The sequence below is a fragment of the Spirosoma luteum DSM 19990 genome (assembly GCF_000374065.1).
Lineage (GTDB): Bacteria > Bacteroidota > Bacteroidia > Cytophagales > Spirosomataceae > Spirosoma > Spirosoma luteum.
Genome location: NZ_KB893248.1, coordinates 17,171 through 34,363, shown reverse-complemented (window position 1 = coordinate 34,363; position 17,193 = coordinate 17,171). Strand labels below are relative to the sequence as shown.

15 protein-coding genes are annotated in these 17,193 nt (G+C 49.8%); 10 read left to right on the top strand and 5 right to left on the bottom strand.

Annotated features, from left to right (window positions below; genetic code table 11):
* Positions 1–57: 57 nt before the first annotated feature.
* The gene (locus tag B156_RS0107720) at positions 58–930 is read right to left on the bottom strand and encodes a DMT family transporter (RefSeq protein ID WP_018619105.1); all 873 of its coding nucleotides are present in this window, start codon (positions 928–930) and stop codon (positions 58–60) included.
* 114 nt (positions 931–1,044) lie between these two features.
* Complete coding sequence (locus B156_RS32565) at positions 1,045–1,161, bottom strand: DUF433 domain-containing protein (protein WP_084757678.1); 117 nt, start codon at positions 1,159–1,161, stop codon at positions 1,045–1,047.
* Between the two features lie 779 nt (positions 1,162–1,940).
* Between B156_RS32565 and B156_RS0107715 the strand changes: the two genes are divergently transcribed.
* The 4 genes from B156_RS0107715 (at position 1,941) to glgX (ending at position 5,810) form a co-directional block, all read left to right on the top strand.
* The gene (locus B156_RS0107715) at positions 1,941–2,660 is read left to right on the top strand and encodes a YiaD family glycine zipper/OmpA-like lipoprotein (RefSeq protein WP_018619104.1); all 720 of its coding nucleotides are present in this window, start codon (positions 1,941–1,943) and stop codon (positions 2,658–2,660) included.
* Between the two features lie 96 nt (positions 2,661–2,756).
* Complete coding sequence (locus B156_RS0107710) at positions 2,757–2,972, top strand: hypervirulence associated TUDOR domain-containing protein (RefSeq protein ID WP_018619103.1); 216 nt, start codon at positions 2,757–2,759, stop codon at positions 2,970–2,972.
* A gap of 95 nt (positions 2,973–3,067) precedes the next feature.
* On the top strand, positions 3,068–3,517 hold the full coding sequence (locus B156_RS0107705; protein ID WP_018619102.1) for a ferritin-like domain-containing protein: 450 nt from the start codon (positions 3,068–3,070) through the stop codon (positions 3,515–3,517).
* Positions 3,518–3,665: 148 nt separating this feature from the next.
* The gene (gene glgX, locus B156_RS0107700) at positions 3,666–5,810 is read left to right on the top strand and encodes a glycogen debranching protein GlgX (RefSeq protein ID WP_018619101.1); all 2,145 of its coding nucleotides are present in this window, start codon (positions 3,666–3,668) and stop codon (positions 5,808–5,810) included.
* Between the two features lie 90 nt (positions 5,811–5,900).
* Here glgX and B156_RS0107695 read toward each other — a convergent pair whose 3' ends face one another.
* From B156_RS0107695 to B156_RS0107685, 3 genes are all read right to left on the bottom strand, one after another.
* On the bottom strand, positions 5,901–6,629 hold the full coding sequence (locus B156_RS0107695) for a DUF3891 family protein (protein ID WP_018619100.1): 729 nt from the start codon (positions 6,627–6,629) through the stop codon (positions 5,901–5,903).
* Positions 6,630–6,717: 88 nt separating this feature from the next.
* On the bottom strand, positions 6,718–7,221 hold the full coding sequence (locus B156_RS0107690; RefSeq protein WP_018619099.1) for a pyridoxamine 5'-phosphate oxidase family protein: 504 nt from the start codon (positions 7,219–7,221) through the stop codon (positions 6,718–6,720).
* Between the two features lie 148 nt (positions 7,222–7,369).
* A complete protein-coding gene (locus B156_RS0107685) occupies positions 7,370–7,582 on the bottom strand; it encodes a DUF2188 domain-containing protein (protein WP_018619098.1) in 213 nt (70 codons plus the stop codon).
* 445 nt (positions 7,583–8,027) lie between these two features.
* Here B156_RS0107685 and B156_RS0107680 point away from each other — a divergent pair, with 445 nt between their 5' ends.
* The 6 genes from B156_RS0107680 (at position 8,028) to B156_RS0107650 (ending at position 17,110) form a co-directional block, all read left to right on the top strand.
* Positions 8,028–9,209: an SDR family NAD(P)-dependent oxidoreductase gene (locus tag B156_RS0107680; protein WP_018619097.1), complete on the top strand. Its 1,182-nt coding sequence runs from the start codon at positions 8,028–8,030 to the stop codon at positions 9,207–9,209.
* A gap of 16 nt (positions 9,210–9,225) precedes the next feature.
* The gene (locus B156_RS0107675; RefSeq protein WP_018619096.1) at positions 9,226–10,071 is read left to right on the top strand and encodes a tryptophan-rich sensory protein; all 846 of its coding nucleotides are present in this window, start codon (positions 9,226–9,228) and stop codon (positions 10,069–10,071) included.
* Positions 10,072–10,328: 257 nt separating this feature from the next.
* Positions 10,329–11,003: an RNA polymerase sigma-70 factor gene (locus tag B156_RS0107665; RefSeq protein ID WP_018619094.1), complete on the top strand. Its 675-nt coding sequence runs from the start codon at positions 10,329–10,331 to the stop codon at positions 11,001–11,003.
* A gap of 18 nt (positions 11,004–11,021) precedes the next feature.
* A complete protein-coding gene (locus tag B156_RS0107660) occupies positions 11,022–12,056 on the top strand; it encodes a FecR family protein (RefSeq protein ID WP_018619093.1) in 1,035 nt (344 codons plus the stop codon).
* 28 nt (positions 12,057–12,084) lie between these two features.
* Complete coding sequence (locus tag B156_RS0107655) at positions 12,085–15,657, top strand: SusC/RagA family TonB-linked outer membrane protein (protein WP_018619092.1); 3,573 nt, start codon at positions 12,085–12,087, stop codon at positions 15,655–15,657.
* Positions 15,658–15,676: 19 nt separating this feature from the next.
* Positions 15,677–17,110 carry a RagB/SusD family nutrient uptake outer membrane protein gene (locus tag B156_RS0107650; protein WP_018619091.1) on the top strand — a complete coding sequence of 478 codons (1,434 nt, stop codon included), beginning with the start codon at positions 15,677–15,679 and terminating at the stop codon, positions 17,108–17,110.
* Positions 17,111–17,193: the final 83 nt, after the last annotated feature.

Here is a 17,193-nt window from a genome sequence, read left to right as displayed (position 1 = left end):
GGCTTATGGTTGGCTGACGCGAAATTGTATGGCGCGTCAGCCAACCGTGAACCAACATTACCTTTTCCGTCCCAGCCACAGCCCACCAATTACGAACGTGGTGCCGATGAGGGTGTACAGGGTAATTGGTTCTCCCATCAATACGTACGAATACGCAAAACCGAAAATGGGGCACAGGAATAGCCACAGTGAAGCCCGGACGGGGTCCTGCCGGATGAGGTAGAACCACAACTGCAAAGCCGCCACCGACACGGGTAGAATCAGCCAGAGTACCGATGCCCAAAAACGACCGTTGTACTCAGATTCGCCAAAGCCCCCCGATACCAGCGTGAATGGCAACAGCAACAGACCACCGATGAAAACCTGCCAGCCATTAATGACCAGATTCGGCAACCGCCATTGAATACTGGCGTAGTATACCGTAGCCGCCGAAACAGAAATCATTCCAACAAGTAAAATCAGCAGGCCCGATACGGTAGCATAACTGGTTTGCAACAAGGGATAAGTGGCAATAGCCACCCCCAGCAAGCCCAGCATCAACCCACCCGTTTCGTTCCAGCGAGGTATCCGGCGCAGCCACAACGCGGAGAGCAGGGCAATAAACAGCGGATTAGTGGCCGTTGACAAACTACCGATTCCCGCCGAAACCTGCTTGAGGGCCAGCACGAAAGCACCCAGATAAATGGTGGTATTCAACAAAGCAAACAGGGTAAGCTGTCGCCACTCGGTACGGGTAGGCCAGGCATTTGGGGTACGCTGGATGCCATAAGCGAAGAGCAGCATACCACTCCCTGCAATAAAAAACCGAACATTGGCCAGTACGAGCGGGTGTACCGACTGAACCCCAAATTTGGTGGCTACGGAGGCCGAAGCCCAGAGGGCGGCAAAAGATAAACCAGCCAGGACTCCGGCAGAAAGACGTTGTTTCATTAGTCGCCCTGAATAATGCGAAGTTTCCGAGTTGTAAGAACGGCGGATACATCGATTAAATCAGTTCCATGCTTGTCAAATAAGTCAAAAATCAACGCTATTTTTCCTTTCGGCTTATATGCTTATGTAAGCCGCATAGCGTAAAGAAACTACTATTTCTTCCCGCGTTAAGGGTGGATAGGATTCCAAGACGGCATCAATCGTTTTGCCATAGCTCATTCTGTCAACCATCACCTCAACTGTTCGGGGCCTTATTGGTTGGCTTCCCTAACATGATCTATCGGTCAGCGACACTGGAAATCCACCAGTGAATTACCTTCTTCCCCTAATCCCTTTTTGGCAAATATACACTTGTTTTACCCCACCGGGTAACCCTAGGCAAGTAAGCTACCTGCTTAGTTCGGCTACCTAAATGCCCTAAACTATGGTCACTGTTAACTTTAGTACGTCATCTAAAAAAGCATCAATGAATCGATGATAAAGTACGGACGACTCATGTTCAAACCTCTAAAACAATTCAAGCCATTGATTCTATTTATGTGAAAGATGGGTAGATAAACTCGTACGGTGTTATCTGCAAAGTATCTTTCCGAGTAAGTGCCGCATAGATGTTGTTTTTTTACGCTGTCAGTTATACCAGAAAGCACTCGTGAGAGGGCTTTTCGCATTTGACTCAACCTGGGTTGTAAGTCGGTATCGGTATGGGCAAAAACCCGAACGTTTTCTGCTTTCCGAACCCACCTAAGGGCTTAATTCAGCCTGCTGGTTAAACCCATTTTTAATTCGTATCAGTGTAGAATCGCTTCTACACTTGTAGGCATCCTTATTCCCGACTACTCTATAAACCCTCTTTACTAGATTGAGTTAATATTAAAAGCTATTCAGTGTTATTTGACGTATATTACTATATATCAGTTTGTTATGCCGAATAATTCACAAGCAATAAAACGATGGGTTAAACTGGTACAGCATTTGGGTAGTAGTAATAGATACCAAACATTCACGATATTATGATGAGTAAAAGCAATCAGTTAAAATCAGCCGGAACAAAGTCACTAGCGGTGCTGCTAACCGCGGGCTTACTTTCAGGCAGCATTTTAGTGAGTTGTAAGTCTGAAAAAAGCTTAAACAAAACGCAGAAGGGTGCTGTCGTTGGGGCATCGAGTGGTGCCGTTATCGGTGGCATGATTGGTAAAAGTAAGGGGGGTACTGCCCTGGGGGCCATTTTGGGGGCTACCGTGGGTGGAGCAGCCGGTGCTGTTATTGGTCGTCGTATGGATAAACGAGCGGAAGAGATAAAACGACAGATGCCCGATGCCCAAGTAGAACGAGTAGGCGAAGGCATAAAAGTTTCCCTAGGCTCCGATATTCTGTTCGACGTTAACTCATATGCGCTGAAACCAGCTACGAGAAAACAGTTGACCGATTTCGCGCAGACACTCAATAAGGAAGAGGAGACAGATGTATTGATTGAAGGTCATGCTGATGCTACCGGACCTGAAGATTATAACCTGAAACTGTCCAAACAGCGGGCCAATGCCGTAGCCAGTTTTCTGGAAGCGCAGGGCGTGAAAACGTCACGGGTCGATGAGAAAGGGTACGGTGAATCACAACCCGTTGCCGATAACTCCACGGAAGCAGGCCGTCAGAAGAACCGTCGGGTCGACGTTGCCATCTTCGCCAGTAAAAAAATGCAGCGGGATGCTAAAAATGGTAAACTAAGCGAATAGGTTAGTTAACTGCAATGTGGTACCGTTGCCTAACTGCTCGGTTGTTTTTAGCAAAGCAATAAACAATCCTACCAGACAAGTAGTCAATTGTACATAATGAGAAAGCTGAACAAAGGAGACGAGGTAACCTGGAAATACGGAACAGGGAAAGCGACGGGAACAATTGACTCCGTACACACGGATGATGTTGAAAAAACGGTGCAGGGAACAAAAGTAAAACGCAAAGGCTCTGATGCGGAGCCTGCCCTGGTTATTAAGCAGGGAAAAAAGAAGATTGTCAAATCGGCTAGTGAAGTGAAGAAATCGACGTAGTGAAAGAAGCAGGACAATAGTGAATACAACTTTCTGATTTACTCAACTCATAAATTAAGTAGTACACAACGTTAAATTTTTAAAATGTAGTGCCCATGAATGACACAAGAGAGGAAATCCTTGACCAGCTAGGCAAACTGTTAACGCTGAGCAACGATGCCGAGGAAGGTTATAAAGAAGCGGCCGATAACGTTGATGACAACGAATTGAAAACGTTGTTTCTGGAGCAATCACGGCAGCGGGCCGATTTCGCTCAGGAACTGAACCGCGAAATAAGCACTCTGGGTGGCAATGCGGATAATGGCACCAGTCTGACGGCTGATTTGCACCGGGCCTGGATAAATATAAAATCGACATTTAGCAGTGATGATGATAAAGCGGTAGTACAGGAATGTCATCGGGGTGACCAGGAAGCACTAAATGACTATAATTCTGTGCTACAGGGAACGAACTTAGCGGCCAGCACGCGGGAACTGTTGCTTCGCCAGAAGCAAAGTATCAGCACAGCCAATTCAACAATGGCTCGTCTGGCCCAGGTAGTGTAGTGAATGGTGGGATTAGAAAGCCTGCTCTCTGTGAGGGCAGGCTTTTTCGTGTCTCAAAGCGCAGAAACATTTAAAGAATACTATGCGTTATGCTTGAAGGCGAAATAGCTAATTTCTCCTGGATTTCAATTTATTTACCAAGTTTTTTATGAACAAAACGTCTAAAGAAGGAGTCCCTTCTGACAAAACAGGATCGGAGAAAATAGTATCAAAACCAGGAAAACCATATCCACGCGGAGCAACCTACGACGGTGAAGGCATCAATTTTGCCCTGTTCAGTGAAAACGCCACGGCTGTGTATGTCTGCTTGTACGATACCGCTGACCCCACCCGCGAAACCAACCGCATTCCCCTTACTGAACGGACCGAAATGGTCTGGCATATTTACCTCGAAGGCCTGCATCCCGGTCAGCTATACGGCTATCGCGTTGATGGAGACTACAATCCACAGGCGGGCCACTTTTTCAACCCCAATAAACTACTTCTCGACCCGTATGCCCGCGCCATCAACGCGCCGGTCAATCATGATGATTCATGGCTGGGTTATGACACGGCAAAAGCGACCTCCCGCGAGTTTGGTCGGGAGCTACACCTGAAGAGAAGTGAGATAGACAGCGGTCCTACTATGCCCAAGAGTGTGGTAGTAGACACAACGTTCGATTGGGAAGATGACTCACTGCCCGATGTTCCCCTGCACCGGTCTATCATCTACGAAATGCACGTGAAGGGGTTCACGTACCAGAACACAGCCATTCCGGAGGCAATCCGGGGAACCTACGCAGGCTTAGCCGCTCCGGAAAGTATTGAGTATCTGAAAAAACTGGGTATCACCGCCGTTGAGTTGCTACCCGTTCATCAGTTCTCCAACGAAAGTTACTGGGGCTACAACAGCATCGGCTTCTTTGCGCCCCAGAATACGTATTCCTCTTCGGGAATGAACGGTGAGCAGGTTACCGAGTTCAAGCAGATGGTTAAAGCCCTGCACAAAGCCGGTATCGAAGTTATCCTGGACGTTGTGTATAACCATACCGCCGAAGGCAACCAGATGGGCCCTACGCTGTCTTTTCAGGGTATTGACAACCGGGTATATTACCATCAGGTAGGTGACAGCCCGGAGTATTACATGGATTACACGGGTACGGGCAATACGTTCAACCTCAGCCACCCTCGGGTGTTGCAGATGGTTATGGATAGCCTGCGGTACTGGGTAACGGACATGCACGTTGATGGTTTCCGGTTCGACCTGGCGTCGGCCCTGATTCGTACCGACGAAGAATTTGGCAGCGTATCGTCCTTTCTGGATACGGTAGCGCAGGACCCCATTCTGGCGCCTGTAAAACTTATTGCCGAACCGTGGGATATTCACTCCTACCACGTTGGCGGTTTCCCCGTTACCTGGTCGGAATGGAATGGCAAGTACCGCGATGCAATCCGGGCGTTCTGGATAGCGCACGAGGGGAAAGCGGCCGAAACGGCTGCCCGGCTGCTGGGCAGCCCCGACTTGTATGCCAACGATGGACGTTCCCCTGCCAACAGTATCAACCTGATTACGGCGCACGACGGTTTTACGCTGAATGACCTGGTCAGCTATAATGAAAAGCACAATGACGCCAACGGAGAAGACAACCGGGATGGCAGCAATGACAATATAAGCTGGAACTGCGGGGTAGAAGGCCCAACCAAAAAAGCGGCTATCAACGAACTGCGCGAACGGCAGAAGCGGAATTTCCTCACCACCCTCATGCTCAGTCAGGGCACACCCATGCTGGTGATGGGCGATGAGTACGGACGGACGCAGGACGGCAACAATAACGTGTATAACCAGGACAATGAGCTCAGCTGGATGGACTGGAAATGGACTAAAAGGCAGAAAGACCTTTTCGAATATACCAGCCAGCTTATGCGGTTACGTAAGGAGATTCCGCTTCTGAGCCGACGACGTTTCTTTGGTACCGACCAAATTTCTTATCTGCTGCCCGAAGGAGGAGAAATGACGGGGCACGATTTCGACAATCCCCGCACCCACTGCCTCGCTTTGTTTATCGATGGACAGCGCGTAGATGAGCAAACGGAAGATGGAAAGGATATTGGTGATGAGCAGCTGCTCTGGATACTGAACGCCTACTGGGGAGAAATTCCGTTTAAGCTCCCTAAAGTGGGCCGCAAAAACTCGCAGTGGCAGATACTGGTCGATAGCTTTATGGGTACTGTACATCCAACCAGCCAGCCATTCGACGGGGGCGAAACCTATATGGTACAACCCCGGTCATCCATGTTGTTTCGGCTGGTTTAATTCGGTACACAGTAAACGATTAATGAAATCAGCCCTTCCTGACTAAACAGGAAGGGCTGATTTCATTAAAACAAGAGTAGCACTGCAAACTCAGGCCGACCTGAACGTCCATTCTTTTGTGGCTACTACTGCATCCTGTATAGCATTATACAGTTCATCGTCGTTCTTGAAAACCAGCTGGGATAGCTGAAATAGTTCGACGTGCGCCGTTACGGATGATTCCTCAAATGGCCAGGGATCCAGACACAGTGTTTCATCTGGTTGCTGGTAAATATAGTATGGGATGCCATCCGGGCCGGGGCTTACCTCAAGTCTGCGGCCTTCGGGCGGTACCTGATCCATGCACAGTATCAGCGAGAGGGCATCGCACCATTGCACGAAGCCGTATGCGTAAGCGACTTCGGCTTTTGTAGTCTTTGTCTGCTTGCGCCACTTAGCCTGGTTTTTCACCTGCTGATCCAGAAATACGTCAAGAGCTTTGTCGGTACCCCGTTTAGGTTCGTACAAAAAAGAGGTGTGCATTGATAACATGAGGGCATTCCAGCGGCTTTTCTGGAGACCAATATCGATCATGTTTTTGCATTGCTCCACCGAGTAATCCAGAATCTGGAAGTGCATCGGTGCTCCAGCCGTAGTCAGGTGATTTCGCCCCTCCCACTTCGTTTGCCCATCATCGTGCTCAGTCAGGGCTACCAGTGTTTCTACCCAGTTTATCGGACGCTTACCAACCTGCCAGTGCAGGGCCAACTGCATAGCCAGCAAGCCGTGCGCCTGCTGATGAATAACCTGCCAGCCCGTATCTATTTGTGTAACAATCATAAACTCATTTCAACCGCGAACGGGTAGCCCGACTGACTGATCTACTAAAATCACCCGTCCGACTACCCGCTCGCTGTCAAAAATATAATTAGTTATAAACTTTTTCGTTGTCGCCCATTTTTGGCGGACTTCCCGTTACAGCAGCAGTAGCCTGCTGAAAAAACCGGACCATCTTGCTATCGTTCGCGCTCCAGTATTCAGCCATGTCGATATGTACTTTCAGCAATATCAGTTCGGGATCTTCTTTCCCTTCCGGAAACCAGGCTTTTACCTGTGGATTCCATAGTTCATCAATTTTGGCCTGATCGTCTACTTCCTGCCCCGTTCCTGATACCGATACGTAATCAGAATCATCAGCGTTGGCAAACGAAAGGTTTACTTTGTGCTGATTCTGGTCTATCTGGTCAACTTTTGGCGACGACCGTTTGGTAAAAAACCAGATATCGTTGTGCTCGTCTATTTGAGCAACCGCCATGGGGCGGCTTACCAGGTTTTCCTGCTCGTCGACCGTGGTCATCATTGCGATACGAATGTCCTCAATCATATCGTGCACTTTTTTCAGTGACTCACTCGCTTTTGACTGTGTTTCCATAAGGGTATAAAAAATGCTGATCAGCCGATATCAGCTGGGTATCACGCCTAACTGACAACGCCTGACCAGCCTCTTGGGTCATTGATGAATTATGCGTTTTGCCTGGAGCAGTTCTGCCGAAGCATTTATTTGTTTAACATTTAAGCGCTTATGCGTACTGTGGCACACTGCCAGTTGGCCAGTCTTGCCTGTTCCACTCACGGCGTGCCCATTGACGGGCTTCATCGATGCTTAGCACGACAATGCGTTGTTTATCCATTTTCCCTAATTCCGTCAATTGATTGGCAATTTCTATTGCCTTGGCGCGGGTGCTTGGATTTAGCGAACGCATGGCTGCCGGAAAGTGTGTAGTAGACCACATAGCTGTAGCTGGTTTGTTACTACTATCATAGCCTATATTGTGCCACTTCCCGTTTTAAACCTAAAAACCATACGCATTCGAAGACTAATCTACTAGCCATCAGGACATTACTAACTACTGTTATCCGATGCCCCTTTTTTACAGCGTACCGGCGTTGGTAGTTATTTGTAGAACCGGTCACAAATAGTGAGTATATTTTTCTACACTTTACCCCCACATTACAGGCAGTGCCAACGAGAAAAAGAATTCGCGTAAAAGTATAAAAGTATATGTTGTTTGTCGGTTCGTACACAGTAAGTATACAATACTACGATAACCCGGCGGGGCATAATTCCGCTAACAGGAACGGGTCACTGACTTTGCCGAAAACCTGTGCCTGCCAAAACAACTTTCCCCGCCCGTTGTTGCATAAAGACAAACTGTTACACAAAACCAATTGTATTTTATGAACTCAGGAACAGGAAAAACAGCCCTGATTACCGGTGCCTCCAGTGGTATTGGTCAGGAACTTGCCAAACTCTTTGCTCAGGATGGCTATAATTTAGTGCTGGTAGCTCGTAGTGATGATAAACTGGACCGGCTGGCCGAGGTATTCAAAGGTAATTATGACACGCAGCAGATTACCGTTATCGGCAAGGATTTGTCGCAGGAAGATGCAGCTCAGGACGTGTACGACCAGGTGAAGGCAAAAGATATCACCGTTAATGTACTGGTCAACGATGCCGGAGTTGGCCTGTACGGCATGTTCGGTACCGATACCGACTGGGAGCGTGAGAAGGCAATGATTCACCTGAACGTGCTGACCCTCACGCAGATGACAAAGCTTTTCCTGTACGACATGCTGGCCCGGAATGAAGGAAAGATTTTGAACCTGGCTTCGCTGTTGTCCATCACTCCTTCGCCCCTGATGGCGGTATATGCCGGCACGAAAGCCTACGTGTACAACTTCACGCAGTCGCTCATCAATGAGTTAAAAGACACTAATGTTACGGTTACGGCACTGCTGCCAAACGCCACCGACACCGACTTCTTTAACAAAGCCGGTGCAGAAAATACCAAAGTAACCGATGAACTTCAGGACCCTGCTATGGTAGCTAAAGACGGTTACGCAGCCGTAATGGCTGGTAAAAACAAGATTGTGCCCGGCGGACTGAAAAATAAGTCGTACGAAATACTAGCCTACGTAGCTCCCCAGGAGGCTATGGCGGCTGCCATGCGCGGCAAGATGGCCCAGAAGCCAGAGCCCGATGCGGAAAAAGAAGGGTCGGTTTCGGTAGCCTGGGCGCTGGGGTTTGGCATTGCCGTTCTGGCAGGTATTGCCCTGACCATAGGGTACAAAAACACCAGCGATTTCAAGAAGGCCCGCTATAAGTATAAGGCAAAGGCGGTCGGCAGCAAAGCAAAATCGGCTGGTAATGCGCTGTCTGATGCGCTCTCATCAACCGCCGGTACCATCCTGAACAGTGTGTTCGACTCTTACAAAACGACTAAGAGCAAGGCTACCGACCTTACGCAGCAGGCAAAAGAAAAAGGTAACGATCTTACACAGCAGGCAAAAGAAAAGGGTACCGAGTTGAAAGAAAAAGGAAAAGAATTAAGAGATCGCGCCGAGAAGTTAGTGGCCTAACGAACTAGACAAAATCATGAAAAATTCATCATTTTGGCGAATCGCTACGGCGGTGCTGGCCGTTGGTAGTATCGTTTACACAACGGTGTCCAGCAACCGGTCACGCCAGCAGAACGATGAGCGCGAAAAATCCGAAAAAGGTGGCCTGGCTTATGAATATGATGTTCCGGTAGAGTACGAAAAGGTGTTCGAGAAGAACCTGATTGTACCGGCAGGCTGGACCTTTGCCACTGTCTGGTCGACCATCTATACCGGGCTAACCGCGCTCATGGTTCATCAGGCACTCCCTTCTGAAGAGGACAACCCGCGTTATAGCAAAGCAATGCCGTGGTGGTGGGCCAGTTGGGCATTGAACGCTGTATTCGGACGTTTTTTCTCCCAAAATGATCCGCAAAGCATTGTCATCTCGGACATAACCACCAAACTTAGCTTACCGGCTGCGCTGGGCTTGCATCAGAGTCTGGGCATCGGAAAAACGGAGGTATCAGGCGTTGAAAAATACCTGCGGATTCCTGTTAGCCTGTACACTGGCTGGCTCACAGCCGCTACAGTAGTAGGAACGCCCAACACCGTGTTAACGCTCAATGCCTGGCAACCCGACGAAGAGCGGGATGGCCCCATTGCTGCAGGTATTCTGGGCGCTACAGCGGGGGCTGGTTACCTCATTGCCAAACAATTGAACGACCCCTGGTATATGGTTCCTTTTGTGGCTGGCTTTTCGGGCATTGCCACCCGACAGGTAAAAAAACAACCCGTTGTTGGCTGGACAGCAGTGGGCCTGGCAGCCATCTATACCGGTTTGCTGGCCTATTGGCTCCCAAAAGGCAAGTTTCGTGAGTTTGTGAGTGAAGTTGATGATTAGTAAACCGACCTGGTACGATAAACACCTGTATTCTAACCCGACCCGTTTGGCTACCGGTTTGAACGCAAAAAGCCGCCTTCGTGAGTACGAAGGCGGCTTTTTGCGTTCAAACCGGTAGCCACATTACTACGCTGTCGCAATGATGAGCGCCGGGTAAAAACTATGAACTAATCAGGATTTATTATAAAATAAATTGCCGGTCAGACTAAGGGTAATCCTGTATATTCGTGTCATTCCAGTAGCTGACCGCCCAATAAATGATACCTGGACCCCAAGACCAACCGCTGTTTGATCAAGGAGACTTAATACGGCCTCTTAACGAACATGACCGGACAACGCTGGTTGTGGACAACGAGCATCTTATCCGCTCAGCCTTCGCCAATTCACCCGAAAAAGGGTTTGAGTCACTATTCCGATTGTACTATTTACCCCTTTGCAGTCATGCAGTACGCTTTGTGTATACCCAGGAAGTTGCCGAAGACATAGTAGGTGAAGTTTTTTATCAACTCTGGAAAACCGGCGCCTACACGGCGATTCAGCATACCTACCGAACCTATCTCTACGCAGCGGTACGACACCGGGCGCACAACTACCTGCGCGACGAACTGACAGGCACCCGTACCGTTTCCTCGCTCGATCAGGTAGACGATGGTCGGCTGGACGAAACGCCCCAGACCCTCATTGAATACGACGAACTATTCCAGCGGGTAGAAAAAGTGATCCACGAATTACCTCCGCAATGTCAGCGAATATTTCTAATGAGCCGGTTCGAAAATCGAAAAAATCAGGAAATAGCGAACGAGTTGGGTTTGGCCCTCAAAACCGTAGAGGCACACATGGCGCGTGCGCTTCTACAACTACGCCGGGTCTTTTTAGCGACGGTATCGATCCTTTTTGTCGTTTTTCCTGGCCTATATCCCCTGCCTGGGTAAAACAATCAACCACCCTATATGGAAGATATTGTTAACAAAGCAGTTTTGTTTGATTATTTCTCAGGTCGTGTGAGCCCGTTGCAGAAAAAGTCCGTTGAAAGCTGGCTGGATGGGGCCGGTAATCGGGACCTATACTACCAATGGTTGCACGAATGGGAAATGAGCCGTTTACAGGTAACGGCCAATTGGCAGTACGCGTACGGGAAGACGATGTCGCGAATGAATAATTCGGCAGACGGACCTCAGATGGAAAAGCAACAGCCAAACCGCCGGGAAACAGGTATAGTAAGGCAGTGGATAAACCGAAGCTGGCTTATAGCCGCTTCCTTACTGCTGACACTGGCTGTTTGCGGTTGGCTGTTCCGCGATGCACTGTTTTATAAAACCGTTCGCACAGGTTTTGGTGAGACCCGGAGCCTGACCTTACCCGATGGTTCGACCATAGTGCTCAACGCCAACTCATCGCTTCGCTTCCTGCGGTTTGGCTTCGGGGAATGGACGCTCCTCCCCGATGCTTCCTATCAAAGTTTGAGAACCGTGGAACTGGTCGGCGAGGCCGACTTTTCAATCCGGCACTTGCCCAATCATCAGCCCTTTATCGTGATGACGCCCAAAGGGGTGACTATACTCGTGCTTGGAACCCAGTTTACCGTGTTCAGTCGGGCGCGGGCCACAAGGGTAGCACTCCGGTCGGGTAGTATTCGATTAACTAGTCACGAAAAAAATGAACGACCACTGCTTATGCACCCCGGCGATCTGGCCGTACTAAACGAGCAGGGTAAACTGGCCCTGACCCGAACGCCCCATCCGGAAACAATGGCATCCTGGAAAAACCACCGCTTTAGTTTTGAGCTGACTCCCCTTCGGGAAATTGCCGATATACTCCGCGAAAACTATGGGTTGACCGTGGTCATTAAAAACCCACAGTTAGCCAACCGTACTATTTCAGGCTCGTTCACCGCCCGAAACGCGAACGAAGTATTACAGTTGATAGCCCAGTTGCTACAAATAAACTATGCCCGCGATAACAACCACGTGTCATTCACTGATTAATGCCCAACCACAAAAACCAATCAATTACATGCTGTACACTCTACGCCTATTTTTCGCCTTGCTGGTTTGTTCGCTGGTAGCGGCAGGCCACCCCGGACTGGCACAATTTGTGGCAAAAGCCAGTCCCTTTCCCCGAATAACGCATCAGGCCGCACAGCCTCAGGCACTGTCGCTGCGTGATGTACTGAATCAGTTCAAGACGCGCTACAAGGTTGATATTCTGTTTGAGGACCGCCTGATTGACGATCACCTGGTTGAGTCCGACATGATTGATACTGCGGCCCCGCTGGAAAAAAACCTGACCAGTCTGCTGAAACCGAAGGGGCTTCAATTCACAAAAATAAGAAACGGAGTTTATGCCGTCCTGGCCGATACCAGGACCAGAAATATGCCATTGGCTGATGATATAAATCGCCTGTCTACGCCTGCCATACTCCCTAAAGAACAACCAGAGTCTGCTCAGTTAATCCAGCTTAAAACGAAAGAACTGAGCCCTGTTGCTGCCGATCAGACGATAAATGGCCGGGTAACTGATGGAACCACGGGTGGTGGACTACCTGGTGTAAGTGTAGTGGTGAAGGGAACGAGTCGGGGCACCACAACGGATACCGATGGTAATTTTCGGGTTACGGTGCCCGAGCAGAATGCTACGAATACATTGACACTGGTTTTCTCCTTCATTGGCTATGCTACTCAGGAAATAGTGGTAGGCACCAGAAACACGGTGAACGTAACGATGGCCACCGATGATAAAACCCTGAATGAAATTGTGGTGGTTGGGTATGGTACCCAAAACCGACGTGAGTTAACCGGATCGGTGGCTTCCATACAAACCCAGACCATCAAAGACCAACCCGTTACCAATGTAGTGGAGGGTCTTACGGGCCGTATGCCGGGTGTTTTAATACAGCAGAACACGGGAGCCCCCGGCAATGCCCCTTCCATAAAAGTGCGGGGTTTGGGGTCTATCAGTGCAGGAAATGGACCGTTGATTGTTGTTGATGGCCAGCCGTTAAATTCAGGTACGACGACCAATGCGGGCGGGTTGAATCAGATTAACCCGAACGACATCGAGAAAATCGATGTACTGAAAGACGCTTCGGCCACAGCCATCTACGGGTCGCGGGGGTCAAATGGCGTTGTGATGATTACAACAAAGCGAGGCAAGTCAGGGCAGAGCCGCATCAACTTTGACTTTTACACCGGTGTTCAGGAAGTCAGCAAAAAAATGGCTATGCTGAATGCCCAGCAGTTTGCCGACTTCTCGAAAGAAGCCTTCAATACCGCCTATCTGGACCGGGTTCCGGGGGCATCGTTGAGTGACCCGAATTCGGTTCGGGCTTCGGGGCAGCGTTACCGCTATCCACGGGGCGAGTTTACGGGGGTTAATTTCGACGATCCAGCCAGTTTAACGACGTATGATTACCAGGATCTGATTTTTCAGCGGGCTCCAATCAGCAACTATCAGTTATCGGCCGGGGGCGGTACCGAGAAAGTACAGTATTTCATTTCCGGAAACTACCTCAAACAGGACGGTGTCATCAAACAGTCGGGAATAGACCGCTACACGGTACGCTCCAATATCGACGCTCAACTATCGGCCAAACTCAAAGTAGGAGTAAGTTTTAGCCCCTCCTTCATGTCGGAAAACCGGGTTAACTCCGATGGGCACTGGGCGGGTAACGGCGTAATCAATGCCGCCCTGTCTTTACCCCCGTTCATCCCGGTTTATCAGGCCGATGGGGTTACCTACAATTCCCAGGCTTTTTATGCCGCTCCCTACGACTGGCCCGGTATTACCAACCCACTGGCCAATATTACCGAAGTAGACAACAAAGTAACGCAGCTGCGCCTGCTGGGTAATGCCTACGCCGAACTGTCAATCTGGAAAAGTCTGCGTTACCGGGGTACAATTGGGGGCGACCTGAACTACCTGCGCCAGAATCAGTATCAGACATCGGCTTTACCCCTAAACCAGTTACTGCCGCCAAACGTCAGCACCGGCTCGGCTTACACATCGCAGAATATCAACTGGGTCACCAACCATACCCTCAGCTACACACTCGACCTGAATACTACGCATCACCTGGAAGCACTGGTCGGTTTGGAATCGCAGCGTAATGATTTCCAGGAGAGTCGGGTGAATGCCAACAACTTTCCAAACGACATTGTGAGAACGGTTAATGCGGGTACTATTATCGGTGGAACATCCTATCAGGATCAATGGTCGCTGGCCTCCTATTTTGCCCGGGTTACCTACAGTTTAAAGGATCGTTATCTGTTCAATGCATCGGTTCGGCGCGATGGCTCATCCCGATTTGGGGCCGTAAGTCGCTACGGCACATTTCCTTCAGCCTCCATCGGCTGGCGTATCATCGAAGAGCCATTTATGAAAACGCTACCCGTGTTTTCGGAACTCAAGCTGCGGGCCAGCTACGGTCTGGCGGGTAATAATGCCTTCAGCAGTAATTACCCGGCCATTGGTGTGCTTAGCAAAGACAACTACCTATTAGGCAATAACCTGGCGAACGGGCTGGCAACCAGTGCTATCGCAAACGATAAGTTGGGTTGGGAACGAAGCCGCCAAACCGACGTTGGCCTGGATATGGGCGTATTTCAAAACCGCATCCTGTTCACGGTAGATTATTACAAACGTATCACCACCGATTTACTGCTTTCCGTGCAGGTACCTACGCTGACGGGTTTCTCAACGGCGGTTCGAAACATTGGACAGGTCGAAAACAAAGGGATGGAATTTTCGCTGTCGACCCGTAACATCAACGGAGCAGGAGCGGGCAGCTTTAGCTGGACAACCGATCTTAACCTATCCTTCAACCGAAATAAGGTGCTGGCTCTGGGACCCACGGGCGACCCCATCCGCAGCGGTACGGGCGTGGGCGAAACCAATATTACCATTATTGGTCAGCCATTAGGTAGTTTCTTCGGTTACCAGCAACTGGGTATTTTCCAGGATCAGGCTGATCTTGACGGCTATCCACACTTTGCTGATAGTCGCCCCGGTGATGTAAAATTTGCGGATGTGAATGGAGATAATAAAATAACCGCCGACGACCGGACCACCATTGGCAACAATCAGCCCGACTTTATCTACGGTATCACTAACTCGTTTTCAGTCAAAGGCTTCGATCTGGGGATTGTAGCGCAGGGCGTTCAGGGCGGACAAATCCTGAATTTATCCCGCCGGTTCTACGAAAACCTGGAGGGTAATGCCAACGCACTGACGACGGTACTAAATCGCTGGCGTTCGGCGCAGGACCCTGGCGATGGCAAAACGCCACGTGCCAACACCCGCAGTACGGGCAACAACAATCAGGTATCCAGCCGCTGGGTGGAGAGTGCTTCCTATTTCCGAATCCGAAACATAACGCTGGGCTATAATGTACCGCGTACCGTTATGCAAAAGATTAAAGTACAGTCGTTACGGGTGTATGCCGGGGTGCAGAACGCGGTCACTTTTTCCAAGTATTTAGCCTATAACCCGGAAGTGAGCGGCTACGAAGGCCCCCTGACGGGTGGCGTCGATTATGGCTCTTATCCGCTGGCACGCACGTACACCATTGGTTTAAACCTGGGCTTTTAACCTTCTTCCCTGACTTGTCATGAAAACAACGTATATACTGGCTGGCCTCCTGGCGCTAACCCTGACTGCCTGCAAAGAGAAATTTCTGAACCTGGCCCCCGTTTCGGCCGTCAATACGTCTTCCTATTACCAGACTCAGTCGGATATTCTGACAGCCCTGAATGGAGCCTATGGTGCGTTACAATTCGGCGGGCAATACGGGCAGCTCTACGTGGTAGCTGAAATCCCCTCCGACGATACCACGCCTGTCTTGTCGGGGTCGGTGACGGACCAGGACGAGTTTGATAAATTCTACGTCCGTACAACAAATCCATTCATTCTGGCCCGGTGGAGTGATGGCTACCGGGGTATCTATCGCTGCAATACCGTTGTGGATCGCATTGCGGGTATCACGATGGACGAAACCCTGAAAAAACGTATTGTGGGTGAAGCTAAATTTTTACGGGCACTAATGTATTTCAACCTGGTACGGGTATTTGGTGATGTGCCCCTGGTGCTTACCGAAATCACGGACCCATTACAGGGGTATGAGTATGGCCGGGCGCCGGTTGCTGATGTGTATGCCCAAATTATCAAGGATTTAAGCGAGGCAGAAGCGGCTCTGCCCACTAGCTATGGCGTTGCTGAAGTTGGTCGCGCTACGAGTGGTGCCGCCAAAAGTTTGCTGGGCAAGGTATACTTAACCCAGAAGCGTTATGCCGATGCCGCTGCGAAACTGAAGGAAGTAATTGACCTGGGGATTTATGCGCTGTTACCAAACTACGCCGATTTGTTCGTAGCTGCCAACAAGAACAGCAAAGAGTCGGTATTTGAAGTTCAGTACAAGAAAGGGAATATTGGGGAGGGAAGTAGCTTTGCCAACACCTATGCCCCCGAAAACTCCGGGAATGCCGTTATTGCCTTTGGCGGTGGTGGCAACAATCGCCCTACCCCCGACTTGGCCAACAGCTACGAAGCAAATGACCCCCGCAAAAACGTATCGCTGGCTACGAGTTACGTGAATAGTAGCGGGGCAAAAATCGATTATTTCTACATCAAAAAGTACGCCGATCCACCAGTTGTCAATGGAGATTCGGGTGATAACTGGTATGTGCTGCGCTACGCCGATGTACTGTTGATGTATGCCGAAGCCCTGAACGAAACGGGCAAACCAACCGAAGCGTTACCGTACCTTAATCAGGTTCGGAAGCGGGTGGGGTTGACGGATAAAACCAGTACAACACAAGCAGACCTTCGCCTGGCCATTGAGCAGGAACGGCGGGTGGAACTGGCATTTGAAGGCCACCGCTGGTTTGACCTTGTCCGCACGGGAAGAGCGCTGCCCGTTTTGCAGGCCAAAGCCACAGCCATCGGCATCAAAACTGCTCTCACCGAAAACAACCTTATTTTCCCCATTCCCCAAAGCCAGATAGACATTAACGCGACCAAGATCAAGCAAAATCCCGGGTATTAACGTCGGCTATATAACGAACAACGCGGCATGAGCATTAAATTGCCCATGCCGCGTTGTTCGTTATATAGCAATCAGTCTGTCTG

Coding starts and splice junctions, on each gene's coding strand:
- B156_RS0107690 (WP_018619099.1), bottom strand. CDS start 7,221: ATGGAAACACAGTCAAAAGCGAGTGAGTCACTGAAAAAAGTGCACGAT.
- B156_RS0107650 (WP_018619091.1), top strand. CDS start 15,677: ATGAAAACAACGTATATACTGGCTGGCCTCCTGGCGCTAACCCTGACT.
- B156_RS0107710 (WP_018619103.1), top strand. CDS start 2,757: ATGAGAAAGCTGAACAAAGGAGACGAGGTAACCTGGAAATACGGAACA.
- B156_RS0107695 (WP_018619100.1), bottom strand. CDS start 6,629: ATGATTGTTACACAAATAGATACGGGCTGGCAGGTTATTCATCAGCAG.
- B156_RS0107705 (WP_018619102.1), top strand. CDS start 3,068: ATGAATGACACAAGAGAGGAAATCCTTGACCAGCTAGGCAAACTGTTA.
- B156_RS0107715 (WP_018619104.1), top strand. CDS start 1,941: ATGATGAGTAAAAGCAATCAGTTAAAATCAGCCGGAACAAAGTCACTA.
- B156_RS32565 (WP_084757678.1), bottom strand. CDS start 1,161: ATGGTTGACAGAATGAGCTATGGCAAAACGATTGATGCCGTCTTGGAA.
- B156_RS0107720 (WP_018619105.1), bottom strand. CDS start 930: ATGAAACAACGTCTTTCTGCCGGAGTCCTGGCTGGTTTATCTTTTGCC.
- glgX (WP_018619101.1), top strand. CDS start 3,666: ATGAACAAAACGTCTAAAGAAGGAGTCCCTTCTGACAAAACAGGATCG.
- B156_RS0107655 (WP_018619092.1), top strand. CDS start 12,085: ATGCTGTACACTCTACGCCTATTTTTCGCCTTGCTGGTTTGTTCGCTG.
- B156_RS0107675 (WP_018619096.1), top strand. CDS start 9,226: ATGAAAAATTCATCATTTTGGCGAATCGCTACGGCGGTGCTGGCCGTT.
- B156_RS0107685 (WP_018619098.1), bottom strand. CDS start 7,582: ATGTGGTCTACTACACACTTTCCGGCAGCCATGCGTTCGCTAAATCCA.
- B156_RS0107665 (WP_018619094.1), top strand. CDS start 10,329: ATGATACCTGGACCCCAAGACCAACCGCTGTTTGATCAAGGAGACTTA.
- B156_RS0107680 (WP_018619097.1), top strand. CDS start 8,028: ATGAACTCAGGAACAGGAAAAACAGCCCTGATTACCGGTGCCTCCAGT.
- B156_RS0107660 (WP_018619093.1), top strand. CDS start 11,022: ATGGAAGATATTGTTAACAAAGCAGTTTTGTTTGATTATTTCTCAGGT.